The organism is Providencia sp. PROV150 (assembly GCF_028481025.1).
Classification (GTDB): Bacteria; Pseudomonadota; Gammaproteobacteria; order Enterobacterales; family Enterobacteriaceae; genus Providencia; species Providencia hangzhouensis.
Genome location: NZ_JAMPPJ010000005.1, coordinates 116,954 through 131,862, shown reverse-complemented (window position 1 = coordinate 131,862; position 14,909 = coordinate 116,954). Strand labels below are relative to the sequence as shown.

Annotated in this window: 14 protein-coding genes, 1 other RNA gene and 1 pseudogene; 10 read left to right on the top strand and 6 right to left on the bottom strand. The window is 40.1% G+C overall.

What is annotated here, in order from left to right; genetic code table 11:
• Positions 1–94 precede the first annotated feature (94 nt).
• From nadK to bamE, 3 genes are all read left to right on the top strand, one after another.
• Positions 95–994, top strand: a complete 900-nt coding sequence (nadK, locus tag PSE83_RS05715; RefSeq protein ID WP_004264999.1) for an NAD(+) kinase — start codon at positions 95–97, stop codon at positions 992–994.
• An 86-nt stretch (positions 995–1,080) separates the two neighbouring features.
• Positions 1,081–2,742, top strand: a complete 1,662-nt coding sequence (gene recN / locus PSE83_RS05710; RefSeq protein ID WP_004265000.1) for a DNA repair protein RecN — start codon at positions 1,081–1,083, stop codon at positions 2,740–2,742.
• Positions 2,743–2,854: 112 nt separating this feature from the next.
• Entirely contained in the window at positions 2,855–3,247 is a 393-nt protein-coding gene (gene bamE / locus PSE83_RS05705; protein ID WP_004265001.1) for an outer membrane protein assembly factor BamE, read from the top strand.
• 173 nt (positions 3,248–3,420) lie between these two features.
• Here the strand turns inward: bamE and PSE83_RS05700 are convergent, their stop codons facing one another.
• A complete protein-coding gene (locus PSE83_RS05700) occupies positions 3,421–3,726 on the bottom strand; it encodes an RnfH family protein (RefSeq protein ID WP_004265002.1) in 306 nt (101 codons plus the stop codon).
• Positions 3,710–4,144, bottom strand: coding sequence for a type II toxin-antitoxin system RatA family toxin (locus PSE83_RS05695; protein WP_036959027.1), 435 nt, complete (start codon positions 4,142–4,144; stop codon positions 3,710–3,712). Before PSE83_RS05695 ends, PSE83_RS05700 begins: the two co-directional genes overlap by 17 nt.
• 153 nt (positions 4,145–4,297) lie before the next feature.
• On the opposite strand from PSE83_RS05695, the gene smpB reads away from it, so the two are divergent.
• From smpB to PSE83_RS05675, 4 genes and pseudogenes are all read left to right on the top strand, one after another.
• Positions 4,298–4,780 (top strand): SsrA-binding protein SmpB, encoded by a 483-nt coding sequence (smpB, locus tag PSE83_RS05690; protein WP_004265004.1) that lies wholly within the window; start codon positions 4,298–4,300, stop codon positions 4,778–4,780.
• A 48-nt stretch (positions 4,781–4,828) separates the two neighbouring features.
• Positions 4,829–5,192: a transfer-messenger RNA gene (ssrA, locus tag PSE83_RS05685) on the top strand.
• Positions 5,193–5,374: 182 nt separating this feature from the next.
• Positions 5,375–6,616, top strand: a pseudogene (locus tag PSE83_RS05680) (integrase).
• 325 nt (positions 6,617–6,941) lie between these two features.
• Positions 6,942–7,838, top strand: a complete 897-nt coding sequence (locus PSE83_RS05675; RefSeq protein WP_165879192.1) for a LysR family transcriptional regulator — start codon at positions 6,942–6,944, stop codon at positions 7,836–7,838.
• A 51-nt stretch (positions 7,839–7,889) separates the two neighbouring features.
• Here the strand turns inward: PSE83_RS05675 and PSE83_RS05670 are convergent, their stop codons facing one another.
• The 4 genes from PSE83_RS05670 to PSE83_RS05655 all read right to left on the bottom strand — a co-directional run bounded on the left by PSE83_RS05670 (position 7,890) and on the right by PSE83_RS05655 (position 11,603).
• Positions 7,890–8,879, bottom strand: a complete 990-nt coding sequence (locus PSE83_RS05670) for an aldo/keto reductase (RefSeq protein WP_004265011.1) — start codon at positions 8,877–8,879, stop codon at positions 7,890–7,892.
• A 38-nt stretch (positions 8,880–8,917) separates the two neighbouring features.
• Positions 8,918–9,769 (bottom strand): aldo/keto reductase, encoded by an 852-nt coding sequence (locus PSE83_RS05665; RefSeq protein WP_036959030.1) that lies wholly within the window; start codon positions 9,767–9,769, stop codon positions 8,918–8,920.
• A gap of 130 nt (positions 9,770–9,899) precedes the next feature.
• The gene (locus tag PSE83_RS05660) at positions 9,900–10,964 is read right to left on the bottom strand and encodes an alpha/beta hydrolase (RefSeq protein WP_272660714.1); all 1,065 of its coding nucleotides are present in this window, start codon (positions 10,962–10,964) and stop codon (positions 9,900–9,902) included.
• A 48-nt stretch (positions 10,965–11,012) separates the two neighbouring features.
• Positions 11,013–11,603 (bottom strand): flavodoxin, encoded by a 591-nt coding sequence (locus PSE83_RS05655; RefSeq protein WP_004265014.1) that lies wholly within the window; start codon positions 11,601–11,603, stop codon positions 11,013–11,015.
• 457 nt (positions 11,604–12,060) lie between these two features.
• Here PSE83_RS05655 and PSE83_RS05650 point away from each other — a divergent pair, with 457 nt between their 5' ends.
• From PSE83_RS05650 to PSE83_RS05640, 3 genes are all read left to right on the top strand, one after another.
• A complete protein-coding gene (locus PSE83_RS05650; protein ID WP_004265017.1) occupies positions 12,061–12,543 on the top strand; it encodes a glutathione peroxidase in 483 nt (160 codons plus the stop codon).
• 39 nt (positions 12,544–12,582) lie between these two features.
• The gene (locus PSE83_RS05645) at positions 12,583–13,185 is read left to right on the top strand and encodes a site-specific integrase (protein WP_004265023.1); all 603 of its coding nucleotides are present in this window, start codon (positions 12,583–12,585) and stop codon (positions 13,183–13,185) included.
• 72 nt (positions 13,186–13,257) lie between these two features.
• Positions 13,258–14,346 carry a hypothetical protein gene (locus tag PSE83_RS05640; protein WP_272660713.1) on the top strand — a complete coding sequence of 363 codons (1,089 nt, stop codon included), beginning with the start codon at positions 13,258–13,260 and terminating at the stop codon, positions 14,344–14,346.
• Positions 14,347–14,909 lie beyond the last annotated feature (563 nt).

The following is a 14,909-nucleotide window of genomic DNA, read 5'->3' as shown; positions in this document are numbered from 1 at the left end:
TCCGCGTATTTAGCATTAATCCCATATATGAGAGTATTATGGGGATCTAATACAGGGATTCAAGGGAAGTCATACAATCAGAGGCCAAAAAAGTATGCGAAAGGACAATAATACAGCACTACCACATTTTAAAACGATAGGCATTGTCGGGCACCCTAGGCATCCTGAAGCATTGGCAACTCATGAATTAATATACCATTGGTTAATTTCAAAAAATTATCATGCCATTATCGATAAACAAGTTGCTAAAGATTTAAAATTATCTAATGCCAACACTGGTACATTAACTGAAATAGGCCAACAGGCTGATTTAGTTGTCGTCGTTGGCGGGGATGGCAATATGCTTGGCGCTGCTCGTATTTTATCCCGGTATAATAATAAAGTGATCGGTGTAAATCGTGGTAATCTCGGTTTTCTTACTGATTTAGACCCTGATAATGCATTGCAACAACTTTCAAGTGTTCTTGAAGGAAAATACCGCGAAGAAAGACGTTTTTTACTAGAAGCACAAGTCATTAAAGCTAACCAAAAAGCACGTAAAAGCACCGCAATTAATGAGATTGTTCTGCACCCAGGCAAAGTTGCGCATATGATCGAATTCGAGGTTTACATTGATGAAAAATTTGCCTTTTCTCAACGTTCTGATGGTTTGATTATCGCCACACCAACAGGTTCTACAGCTTATTCTCTTTCCGCAGGTGGCCCTATTTTAACCCCGAACTTGGATGCTATTGTATTAGTTCCAATGTTTCCACATACCTTATCCTCCAGACCACTAGTGATTAGCAGCGACAGCAGTATTCGGTTGAGGTTTTTACGAACAAATATTGATTATGAAGTCAGCTGTGACAGCCAAATTATGCTCCCTATTCAGGATGGAGAGGAAGTTATTGTTAAACGTAGTAATAAAAATCTTAATTTAGTTCATCCACAAGATTACAATTATTTCAATACGTTAAGTTCAAAATTAGGCTGGGCTAAAAAAACTTTTTAATTTTTTCATTCTGCCTCTTTACTGTATAAAAAAACAGTCATACACTGTATTAAAACACAGGTGTGTATTTTTACAGGAGAGCGCAGATGCTTACCCAACTAACAATCAATAATTTTGCAATCGTACGTGAATTAGAAATTGATTTCCGTAATGGTATGACAGCCATAACCGGTGAAACAGGTGCGGGTAAGTCCATTGCTATTGATGCTCTTGGCCTATGTTTAGGTAATCGGGGTGAAGCCAATATGGTACGCCCTGGTGCGCTGCGTGCTGATCTTTGTGCCCGTTTTTCCTTAGTTGATGCTGAGATGGCTGCTAATTGGCTTATTGAGCACCAACTTGATAACCAAAATGAGTGCTTATTACGTCGGACTATCTCTCCTGACGGCCGTTCCCGAGGTTTTATTAACGGCGTTTCTGTACCTTTATCACAACTTAGAGAACTCGGTACATTACTGATCCAAATTCATGGCCAGCACGCGCACCAACTCTTGCTAGATAACACGCATCAAAAGTCCCTGCTTGATGCCTATTCAAACCAGCAAGAACTACTTGCTCAAATGAAAAAAGCATGGAAAACATGGCACGACTCCTGCCAACAATTAGCCGTATTTCAAAAAGAGATGCAAGAGCGTGAATCTCGACAACAGTTGCTGGAATATCATCTAAAAGAACTAAACGAATTCCTTCCTGTTCAAGGGGAATTTGAAGAGATAGACCAAGAATATAAACAACTCGCTAATCATGGGCAATTTTTATCTATTGGTCAAACAACCACGCATATACTATCTGAAAATGATGATGCGAATGTCATTAGTTTATTAAATATGGCAAAAAATGAATTGACTGATCTCGTTGCTCTCAATCCGAAATTTTCAGAACTTCTCGATATGCTTGAAGAAGCATCAATACAAGTCAGTGAAGTCAGTGATGAAATAAAACATTATTGCGATCAATACGAACTTGATCCCAACCGTTTATTTGAACTTGAGCAACGTATCTCTAAACAAATTAGCTTAGCTCGAAAACATCATGTTAGCCCCGAGGCACTACCTGAACTATTTCAACAGTTATTGACTGAGCAAGAACAAATTGCTAATCAAAACGAAGATTGTGAAACTTTAAACGAGCAAGTCGCTATCGATCATCAAAAAGCATTAGCTTGTGCAGAGCGTTTACACCATGTGCGACTGCATTATGCCCAAGAGTTAAGCACGCTAATTACCAACAGTATGCATCAACTTTCAATGCCTCATGGCCTGTTTACTATTGATGTGAAATTTATACCAGAACAATTGCAGATTGATGGTGCATGTAAGATAGAATTCAATGTTACTACGAACCCAGGTCAGCCACATCAGGCGCTCGCTAAAGTTGCTTCAGGTGGTGAACTATCGCGTATCGCACTAGCTATTCAAGTTATTACCGCTAAGAAAATGGATACTCCAGCGTTAATTTTTGATGAGGTCGATGTGGGTATTAGCGGACCAACAGCCGCTATTGTTGGTAAGTTATTACGTGAGTTAGGTGAATCAACTCAAGTCATGTGTGTAACGCATTTACCTCAAGTTGCAGGTTGTGGACATCATCATTTTTATGTAAGCAAAGAAACTAATGGCGTTGAAACTGAAACTCATATGCAGCTATTAGATAAAAAATCTAGATTACAAGAGCTTGCGCGCCTTTTAGCAGGTTCAGAAGTCACCAAAAATACACTAGCCAACGCAAAAGAGTTACTTGCAGCATAATTTTTGACAACTTTTTTACGCTCATGTGGTCTTAGAGTCGATAAGGAAGGTTTTAAATTGTATCAATGTCGATTATCATTGATGTTCTGACTCCAAAAGGAATGAGATATCCATGCGTTATAAATTGTTAACTGCTGCCGCACTATCACTCGCATTAATGTCTACGGGCTGTTCAATGATGGAACGTCTTGTCTATCATCCAGACATTAACCAAGGTAATTACCTCACAGCGAAAGATGTTGCTAAGATCCAAAAAGGAATGACACAGCAACAGGTCGCTTATACTTTGGGCACGCCAATGTTATCTGACCCGTTTGGTACTCAAACTTGGTATTATGTTTTCCGCCAAGAACTAGGGCATGACCCAGTTCAGCAAGAAACTTTGACTCTGATTTTTGATCGCAATGGTATTCTTACTGACATCAAAAACGAGAAAAATCTTGCCGCGCAGGAATCAATGGAAGCTGCTGAAACAAAAGCATCAGAAACTAAAACAGCTGACTAACCACAAACACTAAGAACCACCTAGTGTGATAATAACAACCTGTTTTCTGAAGGACTTATTCAGGCGGGTTGTTATTATGAGTATCTTTATTAAAAATTTATTTAGACTCAACTTGTATAAATAAATTTAAAGACAAAAACCGAGCTTTGCTCGGTTCGCTACGTATAATCGGTTTACTTATTTTTAACTTCTTTAGACTTTTCCGCTCGTTTGCGACGTAATTCTTTTGGGTCTGCAATCAAAGGTCGATAAATCTCAACACGATCCCCATCTTGCACTAAATCTGTCAATTTAGCAGGGCGACTATAAATACCAATCTTATTTTTTTTAAGATCAATATCATCTCTAAGAGCTAAAATACCAGAAGCTAGTATTGCTTCTTCTATTGTCGCCCCCTCTTTCACTTTTACTGATAGCAAAAATTGCTTTTCAGGAAGCGCATATGTCACTTCAATATTCAGCTCAGACACTGTATACATCCTTTGCTCTTAAAGTGAAGGCTTGAACCATATTATTAGCTAATTCCTTAAAAATTTTGCCAAATGCAAGTTCTATCAATTTATTTGTAAATTCAAAATCAAGGTGAAACTCGATTTTACAAGCATCAGGGCTTAAAGGAATAAATTTCCAACCACCAGCTAATTTACTAAATGGCCCTTCCACAAGTTGCATATGAATGCACTTGTTATCCTCTAGCACATTTTTTGTGACAAAAGTTTTGCTAATGCCTGCTTTTGACACTTCAACAGAAGCGGTCATTTCTTCAGAACTATGACTAATAATTCTGCTACCCACACACCCCGGCAAAAAGCTCGGATATGAAATAACGTCATTAACGAGTTTATACATTTGTTCTGCGCTAAAAGGGACCAACGCAGAGCGACTAATCTGTGGCATATCAATTCCTATCCCCAAAAACTGAGCGTATAATACCATCTTTGATTGGTTAAACAAAAAACAAAACCCACATAGGGCAAGATTTGCACAATCAAAAAAATATCAGCTTAGAAAGATTTCTTTCAACTCAGCTTACAGTATAATGATTGCACTATGACAAAGAAAAAACCATATAAACCCGGTTCAGCAACAATTGCTATGAACAAGCGTGCTCGCCACGAATATTCTATCGAAGAGGAGTTCGAGGCGGGTCTATCCCTACAAGGTTGGGAAGTCAAATCACTCCGTGCAGGCAAAGCCAACATTGGAGATAGCTACGTTCTTTTAAGGGACGGCGAAGCTTATTTATTCGGTGCAAACTTCACACCGCTGACTGTTGCATCATCGCACGTTGTGTGCGACCCAACTCGTAGCCGAAAATTACTTTTAAATCAACGTGAATTAGATACACTCTACGGTAAAGTTAACCGCGAAGGTTATACCGTTATTGCGCTTTCTCTCTACTGGAAAAATGCATGGTGTAAAGTTAAAATCGGCGTTGCCAGAGGTAAAAAATCTCACGATAAGCGTTCTGATATTAAAGAACGTGAATGGCAACTCGATAAAGCACGTATAATGAAACATTCTAACCGCTAACCTCTAGCTTTATAGAGTATTTTTCTGTTATACTACGCTCAACAACTTGGGGCTGATTCTGGATTCGACGGGATTTGCGAAACCCAAGGTGCATGCCGAGGGGCGGTTGGCCTCGTAAAAAGCCGCAAAAAAATAGTCGCAAACGACGAAAACTACGCTTTAGCAGCTTAATAACCTGCTTAGAGCCCTCTCTCCCTAGCCTCCGCTCTTAGGACGGGGATCAAGAGAGGTCAAACCCAAAAGAGATCGCGTGGATGCCTTGCCTGGGGTTGAAGCGTTAAACTTAATCAGGATAGTTTGTTGGTGGCGTGTCTGTCCGCAGCTGGCAAATGAATTCAAAGACTAGACTAAGCATGTAGTACCGAGGATGTAGAAATTTCGGACGCGGGTTCAACTCCCGCCAGCTCCACCAAATTATCTTCTAAGGACGTCCAAAGAAGACTGAAAAGCCCGCTAACTCAATGAGTTTCGGGCTTTTTTATGTCCTGCGTAGTCTGATGTCACCTAATTAAATCCAATCATCTTAGGCACCTTGATAGGCACCTCGTTAACCTTTATAGTTTTTGAGGTGCCTAAAAAAATGGAACATCAAAAATGGCAAGACAAACCAAACCGTTATCAGCAAAAGAGATCGATGCAGCAAAGCCAAAGCAGAGTGATTATGTCCTCTATGATGGCGATGGATTAGAACTATTGGTTAAATCCAATGGCAGTAAGCTGTGGTCATTTCGCTACATTCGCCCTCTCACTAAAAAGCGAGCTAAAAAGAGCCTTGGTTCTTACCCTGCCGTCAGCCTTGCCGATGCACGTAGCTATCGCCTTGAAGCAAGAACACTCCTCGCTAAACAAATAGACCCACAAGATCACCATAAAGAGCAAGTCCGTAACAGCTTAGAAGCTAAGGCAAATACCTTTCAACTTGTCGCTGAACGTTGGTGGGAAGTGAAGAAGTCCACTGTAACAGAAGACTACGGTAATGATATCTGGCGCTCACTTGAACGAGATGTGTTCCCTGCCATTGGTGACATCAGCGTTACCGATATCAAAGCGCATATATAGGTTCAAGCAATACAACCGGTTCAAGCTAGAGGTGCATTAGAAACCGTTCGTCGCCTATGTCAGCGTATCAACGAAGTGATGATCTATGCTCAAAATACTGGCTTAATTGATGCAGTTCCAAGTATCAACATTGGCAAGGCTTTTGAAAAACCCAAGAAAAAGAATATGCCAAGTATTCCCCCTGATCAGCTGCCAAAGCTCATGCAGACAATGCGTACAGCTAGTATTAGCCTATCAACTCGATGCTTGTTTATGTGGCAGCTGCTTACCATCTCTCGCCCTGCCGAAGCCGCTGAAGCTCGTTGGGACGAAATCAACTTTGAAACCAAGGAATGGAAGATACCGGCTGCTAGAATGAAAATGAACCGTGAGCACACTGTTCCATTGTCTGACGCTGCTTTAGCTATCTTAGAGCTAATGAAACCACTCAGTGGTAATCGTGAGTTTATCTTTCCTAGCCGTATCAAGCCTACCCAACCGATGAATAGCCAAACCGTCAATGCTGCATTAAAACGCGCTGGGTTCGGAGGTGTATTAGTCTCACACGGCCTACGTTCAATTGCCAGTACGGCACTCAATGAACAGGGCTTCCCACCCGATGTTATCGAAGCCGCCCTCGCCCACGTTGATAAAAACGAAGTTAGGCGTGCCTATAACCGTAGTGACTACCTAGAGCAAAGACGCCCTATGATGCAATGGTGGGCTGATTTTATTGAAGAAGCTGACAGGGGAAGTATTATAGAAGGCGGGATAAGGGGAATATCGCTAGTTGGGTAATTTGTGTGTACCAGCTCTAATCTGAGCGGGTACTATAACAACACAGAGTTATATATCATCCAGATGTCGGCTCTGTGCCAGAAGTAGACATAATTCATTATTCATGGATTGAGCCTTAGTGTATCGTCACGTAAGTTAAAAACTCCATTAGGTTATAAGTATTTTTTCATAAACATCGCAAATTAATAATGCAGATACGAAAGACTTATCTGTAAAAATAGGTTATGAACATAAAAATAATATTTACCATAATGTATATTTACATCATGGTGAAATAGTTAGTTAGAAAGGACACAAAGCGTAAAGATACAAAAAGGTATACATTGTGCTTAAAGATAACTTTAATGAATTACAAATTTTTTTTGCTGTTGCGAGGGAGAAAAGCTTTACCAAAGCTGCGGCTAAATTGGGCGTTTCTCAATCTGCTTTGAGCCATGCAGTCAAAGCATTGGAAGAACGTTTAAATGCACGGCTCTTAACACGCACCACACGCAGTGTCGCGGCAACTGAAATGGGGGAAAAGATTATTGCTTGTCTTGAACCTCGACTGGCTGAACTTAATCACGAGTTAGAGGCAATCATTCAGCTTAATGGTGCGGCATCTGGCAATATTCGCCTTTCAACAGGGGAGCATGCAGCACGCAGTCTTCTTTGGCCCAAACTCAAACCGTTTCTACGTGCATACCCAGATATTAATGTCGAATTGGTGGTTGATAATGGGTTTGTTAATATTGTCGATGAAGGCTTTGATGCGGGGATACGTTTAGGGGAAAGTGTTGATAAGGACATGGTCGCCGTTAAGATTGGCCCTGATATGCGATTAGCGATTGTTGGTTCACCGAGTTATTTCGAAACTCAAGGTATACCACGAACACCTCATGATTTACAGCATCATCGTTGTATCAATATGCGACTGCCTACTGCGGGGGGATTGTATCATTGGGAGTTTGAGAAAGAAGGTAAATCGTTACGAGTTAGAGTGGAAGGGCAACTCACCTTTAATCTATTATCTGAACGAATTGACGCGGCGCTGTCTGGGTTTGGTATTGCTTGCGTCCCCGAGGATACCATTCAAGAGCCCGTTAAATCAGGAAAGCTGGTCCAAATTTTAAGTGATTGGTGCCCGGCTTTTTCAGGCTATTATCTTTATTACCCAAGTCGAAAACAGCACCCTCCAGCGTTTGCATTATTGATTGATGCACTGCGTTACAGTGAGAAATAGAGGCTGGTAGTGCGAGATAAATGTATTGATATCTACCAGCCTAAGATAAGTTTATCGATTAATTAGTGCTTGCAATGCAGCAGGATAGCGTTCTCCAACAATTTTAACTGTTTCCAGCGCATGGGCAATTTTTTGCAAATCGTTATTCGTGAGTATGACATCGACAGCATTTGAATTTTCCTCTAAACGATGCAGTTTAGTTGTGCCCGGAATAGGAACAATCCACGGTTTTTGTGCCAATAACCAAGCCAGTGCAATTTGTGCTGAAGTCACGCCTTTCTGGCTAGCGAGGTCAGCTAACAAAGTAACCAGTTGTGCATTCGCCTCTAACGCTTCTGTATTGAAACGTGGGACTTTGCTACGAAAGTCATCATCTTTAAATGTGGTATTCGCATTAATTGCCCCAGTTAAAAAACCTTTTCCTAATGGGCTAAAGGGAACAAATCCAATGCCTAATTCTTCAAGCACAGGTAATATTTCATCTTCAGGTTCACGCCACCAAAGTGAATACTCGCTTTGCAGTGCGGTGACAGGCTGAATGGCATGCGCCCGGCGAATTGTTTGAGCGCTGGCTTCAGAGAGGCCAAAGTGCTTTACTTTACCTTCCGCAATCAAATCTTTTATTGTGCCTGCAACATCTTCAATCGGTACATCTGGGTCAACACGGTGTTGATATAGAAGGTCAATAACGTCAGTTTTGAGCCGACGTAATGAACCTTCGACAGCTTCACGAATATGCTCTGGGCGGCTATTTAAAAGCTGGTGTTTGTTTTCATTACTGCAATTGAAACCAAATTTTGTTGCAATAACCACGCTATCTCGAAAGGGTTTTAATGCTTCGCCAACCACTTCCTCATTCAAGAATGGCCCATAGACTTCTGCGGTATCAAAAAAAGTGACCCCTCGTTCGACGGCTGTACGCAACAATTCAATGGCTTGACGTTTATCTGTGGCTGGACCATAACCGTGACTTAGCCCCATACAACCTAATCCAAGCGCAGAAACTTCAAGTTTAGAATTACCGAGAAAACGTTTTTTCATGATTTATGTCCTGATCATTAATTAGATTGTTTGCATAACTAAACATCTAGTTTGCGGCCAGCGAGCCATTCAACCATTGCAGGGTCGCGGTGTGAGAAAAATGCACTTGTTGCCGTATCCATTGCTGCGATTTGTGTCATTTCATTATCGGTTAGAGTGAAATCGAGAATGTTTATATTTTCTACCATTCTGGTTTTACGAACTGATTTAGCCAGTGACACAATGCCTCGTTGAAATAACCAGCGCAGAACAACTTGCCCAACACTTTTGCCGTATTTTTCACCGATAGCGATGAGTTGAGGATGCTGAAATAATCCATTTCTACCTTCAGCAAAAGGCGCCCAAGCCTCTGGTTGGATATTTTTACTCTGCATCCATGGCACTGCATGTAGTTGCTGATTAAATGGGTTAACTTCAACTTGATTGACCGCAGGAATAACTTTATTAAATGCAATAAGGTCAGCTAATCTGTCTGGATGAAAATTGCTGACACCAATTGCCCGAATTTTTCCAGCTTGATAAAGTTCTTCCATTGCACGCCACGCACCGTGGACATCGCCATAAGGTTGGTGGATAAGGTAAAGATCAACATAGTCGAGTTGCAGGCGACTTAATGAACGTTGAAATTGCGCTTTTGCCCCTTCGTAGCTGGTATCCTGTAGCCACAACTTCGTCGTAATAAATAAATCTTCTCGTGCTATTTGGCTCTGTTTTAATGCATTCCCGACTTGAGTTTCATTTTGATAGGATGCAGCGGTATCTATTAAACGATAACCGGTTTCAAGCGCGTCAATAACAGCGCGTTCACACTCGTCCGCATCTGTCATCTGAAAGACACCGAAGCCTAACAATGGCATTTCAACCCCATTGTTTAATTTGACCGTTTGCATAATACACTCCTTTTTATTTTCGTTAGAATAAAGCATAGCGTAGATTTATTGATTAGATTAGAGGCTATAATCTTCTAGAGCTTATGAACAGGATTCATAAATAATGATTCTTGCTCACAATAAGCGTGAATTATTGTAGATTTTTTTGTTCAATAAATTGGCTAACTAAATCTGCAATTTGAGTATTATTCAGATCCGAAAAAGGAAAATGTGTATTTCCTTTAATACCCACCTCTGGCAAATGGATAACGGTCACATCCCCACCATGTTGATTAACCACATCTCGCCATTCTCTTGCCATAGCAAGACGTACCCTCCAACTATCTTGGGCAGGCATAGTGATAGGCTTATCGGGTATATTATCCCCATAGAAAATGATAATGGGGATTTTGGTAAGTGCCATGAAATCGTCTATTGGAACTGGCTCCCCCTTTAATGTATCGAATGCACTTGGCATTGGTGCTGGTAATTCATTTTCAGGAAAAACAAATCCGCTGCCAGGTTCAAAAGCGACAATCGCTTTGACCTTATTGTTTTTTATTGCGGTATACCAGCCGGGACCGCCACCTTGTGAGTGTGTGAATAAAATCGCTGGGCCTGATTTATCCACTACAGCGGATAAAGCATCAGAAATAACATTCGTGTCAAAAAGCCCCGTGTTGGGGGTCATTTGGCGGAAATATTGATTTAACGCTTCTTTATCGTGAGAGAACTGCACATCTTTAAAATACTCAGGCCAGATACCGACGCGAAATTGATTGAACCACAATTGTTCATCAGGTTGTGGTGTTACCGTTCCTTCAATCATGCTTCTACCTGCATTACCACGGCGTGGTTGGTCAACAAGATAGGTTGAGAAACCTCGGCGTAAGAAAATATTTTGAAAGCCTTCTCTACCATCAGGTGTACTTTGCCATGTACGAGATGATTGACCTGCACCATGGAGCATGATGAGTGGATATTTATGTGGATTTTCGGGAATTTGATAAAAAACCACAGCATGATCGCCATGATAAGTTTGCCCTGCAGGCTCTAGGGGTTTTTTAGCATTGAACGTGCCTGCAGCTGTCGTGATGGAGCCACCTGCTGCAAAGCTGCCTTGCGCTGAAATCACTAAGGGTTCAGCATAAGTAGGTTGGGTTATTATTCCGCTCGCCATCATACAAAATAGCAGTAAATTTAATCCTTTTTTCATCTTTATTTCCTTTTGATTCAGTACAGTATGATTTTTTAATGATTAAAATTAGCTTACACTAGAAGCCAGCCATCCGATTACAGTTTCTGTTGTTCTTCGCTCTTGACCACACTCAATAACCAGTGGAGTGACTCTTTGCGCTAAAGGTGCTAATTCGGCTAACACATCTTCACTGTCGCCTTTGCCATAGCCCCCATGAGTAATAAAAGGGATAAGCTTTTTATTCGCAAAATTGTGCGTACTCAGAAAGGTTTGGACTACCGGTGGGATGCTAGTTCCCCAAATAGGAAAACCTAAATAAATTGTCTGATAATATTCGAGATTGATGACGTTATTTTTTATCGCGGGTTTTATTGCTTGCTGGCGTTCTATTTGTGCTTGTTCAACAGTTTGAAAATAATCTTCTGGATAAGCGATTTCAGGTTTAATAACAAAAAGATCAGTATGTAAATTACGATGGATTACCCCCGCAATCACTTTTGTGCTACCACTTCTTGAAAAATAAGCAACTAAGATACGGCTATTTTTTGAATGACTTTCTGTATTTGCAAGCGCTTTAGGTAATGTCGCACTCACTAGGGTTAATCCGGCTAAAGCCGTTAATAACTTTCGTCGATTAAAACCATGTTCATCAGGCATGATCTATCCTCTTATATAAATAGTAAGGAGAATGTGGGTGACGGATGTGTATTTTAGCCCAGAGAATATCAGCATTAGCGGTATTAATAATCGAGGATAATTTGATAGAGTCTATGAATTTAATTCATTAATAAAATAATGTGGTTAATATCTGTTACCTCATTTCTTAAGATAGCCAAACTCTCGCTAGATCTTATTTTGAATCTAATAGGAGTTATGATTATCACAAGCTGTGATTTTTTAATCTTTATGGTAAAAATCGAAGTGATAGTTCCGAAGAATTATCTATATGGTAATAAAATTAAAACACTAAACGGCATCTTCAATATTTACAACGAAATAATAAGTCGTTCACGATTTCAGACCTGCCGCGCAATCAGAAGCAGGATTAATTTTCCAGATACTCTAATCAGATGGCAATGTTGGTGTCGACTGATTCTACTTTGAGGACTCGAATATGAGCACCTTTTACCAATTGATAGCGAGGAGTCTTAATGGCCAGCTTGTTTCTATGGAAGACTACGTCGGTAAGGTTGTTCTCGTCGTCAATACAGCCAGCCATTGCGGTTTTACACCACAATACAGCGGACTTGAAGCGCTCTACAAAAAATATGCTGTTCAGGGTTTGGTGGTGCTTGGCTTCCCTTGTAATCAGTTTGGGAAACAGGAGCCTGGCAGTGCTGACGACATTGCTCAGACCTGCTACATTAACTATGGCGTGAGTTTCCCGATATTCGATAAAGTGGAAGTCAATGGAGCCACCGCACATCCAGTGTTTCGTTATCTTAAAAATGAGCTGCCCGGTTTGCTAGGGAAGAGGATTAAATGGAATTTTACTAAGTTTCTGATCGGACGTGACGGCGAACCGATCAAGCGCTTTGCGCCGAACACAACCCCAGATAAAATAGAAGCTGCAATCCTTGCGGCACTTTTGAGATAACAACCATAATTAAATCTCTACATCACAGGAGATTTAATTATGTCTAAGTCACCGTGGAATAAAGATCGTATTATTGGGCAAAAACGACCGCTTAAAATATCTCATATCTGGGGGATCCGTATTAGACTCGAGTTAGAAGGGAAAATTCGCGACTTAGCGTTATTCAATTTAGCCTTGGATAGTAAACTTCGCGGTTGTGATCTCGTTAAGTTGAAAGTATCAGATGTTGCATATGGCAGTTCAGTTTCAAGCAGAGCAACAGTCTTACAACAAAAGACGGGTAGTCCTGTCCAATTTGAGCTGACTAAAGGAACCAGAGATGCAGTAGCTGCATGGATAAGAATGGCTCACTTACGTAGTACCGACTATATTTTCCAATCCCGAGTCGGTTCTGCTCAACATATTTCTACCAGACAATACAACCGTATTTTTCATGGTTGGATTGAAAAGCTAGGCCTTGATAATTCGTTGTACAGCACGCATTCAATGCGCAGAACCAAGCCGTATCTTATCTACCAGAAAACAAAGAATCTTCGTGTAATTCAGCTATTACTTGGACATAAAAAACTTGAAAGTACAGTTCGTTACTTAGGAATTGAAGTCGATGATGCGTTAGAGATATCTGAGTCAATTGAAGTATAGGTCTATCAGGGCTGTTTATCAGCCCTGTGCCAGGAGCGGACGATTCTTACTTAACAACTTATGAAGGTAAACATGGCAATAAAAGAATGCGCAGAAATTCATAGAGAACTGTGGTACACACAGAAGCTTGGAGTAGCGCAGGGATATGGCCCATCTCCGCGGGATCGTGAATTGCTGGTTGTACTTGCTCAAAAACTAGGTATACCAAACGAGGAATTTATCAGTTCCGACGAGAGTAAAAACATCACAGCTCAGAAGTATCTGATAGCTATGCTTGAGACAATGGAACCACTTGCTCAAATGTTCCAAGATATTTGGATATATGGCGAACGAACATTGATTCGAACGTCAAAGAACGCGCTCGATATCGAGTGGAATTTTAATATTAATGGGGAGTTGATACCAATAGATTTTGAATCATTCAGGAAATATGAAATGCTGTTAAACAATACCCTTGATAAAGAAAAATTTAACAAAATTTGCACTGAATTTGCTTCTGCTTGCTGTAAAGATAATAAAAGTAAGGGTTATTCTAGAAATGATCCGATTCCGCCAAAACCACAAGATGCAGACCCAATAAGTGTTGCATCGAGAATTCATGATATGTGTACGCGTGTCAAAGAAGAAGACTTAATTCAAAATGGGTACTTTGGAGCTACAGACGCAATTCCTTATCTGTCCGCAATACTGAATAAAAACCTCTGGCGACAAGAAGACTTTGCAGAATTAAAGCCATTAGTAGATGAATGTTATAATCGTATAAACCTAGAAGATATTCTATCTTTACCATTCTGGAAATTCCGCTGGCAAATTTACGAACTGTGGTGTTTGATAATTACCCTTCAACTATTTGAGTCTCGTGGATTTACACTAGCTCAGTCCTCTGACGGCGCTTCATTGCTTGAACTGGGAACAAGAGTAGTGTTAAATGGAGATAAAGACCATTTTATTGATATATTTTCCGGTCTACGAAAAGACATTATATGTCAGGCAGAAGATAAAAAGAGTTTAAATTACGGTTATTATCAAAGCATACTAGATCAATATATGACCAATTATTTCAATCTAGATTTACATGATCAGGAAGCATGTAATATATTTTATAACTCTTTTTTTTCAGAGCCACCACTTGACAAGCATGGTTTTTTAGTAATCCCATAGTAAGAAGAGCTTTAAGCAAATATCTACAAGTAATACTTTGCTATTGGTAACTTACATTCGACTTTACCGGCTTTATTTAAACTGCAAGATGGAAATATCCGACTTTATGTTAACTCAAAAAGGTCTGAATTTAAAAGTTTACAGAGATGGCAAAGCATATTGCAATGCCATCTTTCTTGCTAACTCAAATACAGAACAGTCCTAATTGAATAAAAACCAACATCGCAAGATATGCAGTAATATTAAAATCAGTCGAGTAAAAACAAACCAAAAATTAATCATTACTAATAATTAAAATTAAAAAATTATAATTTATGTATAACCATAAAAATTTCAAATATATATTACTACTATGAATAATTACTAACTGATAAATAAAATAACTCATGAATTATATTTTTAACATCCATATACGCTAAAAATTATCTGTTAATTCTTCTATATTCTCAGACACACCTTGTCCATACTCCTCAGGATAGAACATATATTAGCCATTTTCAGTGACATATCTGCGCAACACACTCCCTTACAGTATGGTCTTTCCACCATACTGACTGAGGGCA

What these genes read in the sequence shown, in the direction of transcription:
- PSE83_RS05700 (WP_004265002.1), bottom strand. Translation starts at nt 3,726, where the DNA reads ATGTATACAGTGTCTGAGCTGAATATTGAAGTGACATATGCGCTTCCT.
- recN (WP_004265000.1), top strand. Translation starts at nt 1,081, where the DNA reads ATGCTTACCCAACTAACAATCAATAATTTTGCAATCGTACGTGAATTA.
- smpB (WP_004265004.1), top strand. Translation starts at nt 4,298, where the DNA reads ATGACAAAGAAAAAACCATATAAACCCGGTTCAGCAACAATTGCTATG.
- nadK (WP_004264999.1), top strand. Translation starts at nt 95, where the DNA reads ATGCGAAAGGACAATAATACAGCACTACCACATTTTAAAACGATAGGC.
- PSE83_RS05670 (WP_004265011.1), bottom strand. Translation starts at nt 8,879, where the DNA reads ATGAAAAAACGTTTTCTCGGTAATTCTAAACTTGAAGTTTCTGCGCTT.
- PSE83_RS05660 (WP_272660714.1), bottom strand. Translation starts at nt 10,964, where the DNA reads ATGAAAAAAGGATTAAATTTACTGCTATTTTGTATGATGGCGAGCGGA.
- bamE (WP_004265001.1), top strand. Translation starts at nt 2,855, where the DNA reads ATGCGTTATAAATTGTTAACTGCTGCCGCACTATCACTCGCATTAATG.
- PSE83_RS05665 (WP_036959030.1), bottom strand. Translation starts at nt 9,769, where the DNA reads ATGCAAACGGTCAAATTAAACAATGGGGTTGAAATGCCATTGTTAGGC.
- PSE83_RS05695 (WP_036959027.1), bottom strand. Translation starts at nt 4,144, where the DNA reads ATGCCACAGATTAGTCGCTCTGCGTTGGTCCCTTTTAGCGCAGAACAA.
- PSE83_RS05640 (WP_272660713.1), top strand. Translation starts at nt 13,258, where the DNA reads ATGGCAATAAAAGAATGCGCAGAAATTCATAGAGAACTGTGGTACACA.
- PSE83_RS05645 (WP_004265023.1), top strand. Translation starts at nt 12,583, where the DNA reads ATGTCTAAGTCACCGTGGAATAAAGATCGTATTATTGGGCAAAAACGA.
- PSE83_RS05655 (WP_004265014.1), bottom strand. Translation starts at nt 11,603, where the DNA reads ATGCCTGATGAACATGGTTTTAATCGACGAAAGTTATTAACGGCTTTA.
- PSE83_RS05650 (WP_004265017.1), top strand. Translation starts at nt 12,061, where the DNA reads ATGAGCACCTTTTACCAATTGATAGCGAGGAGTCTTAATGGCCAGCTT.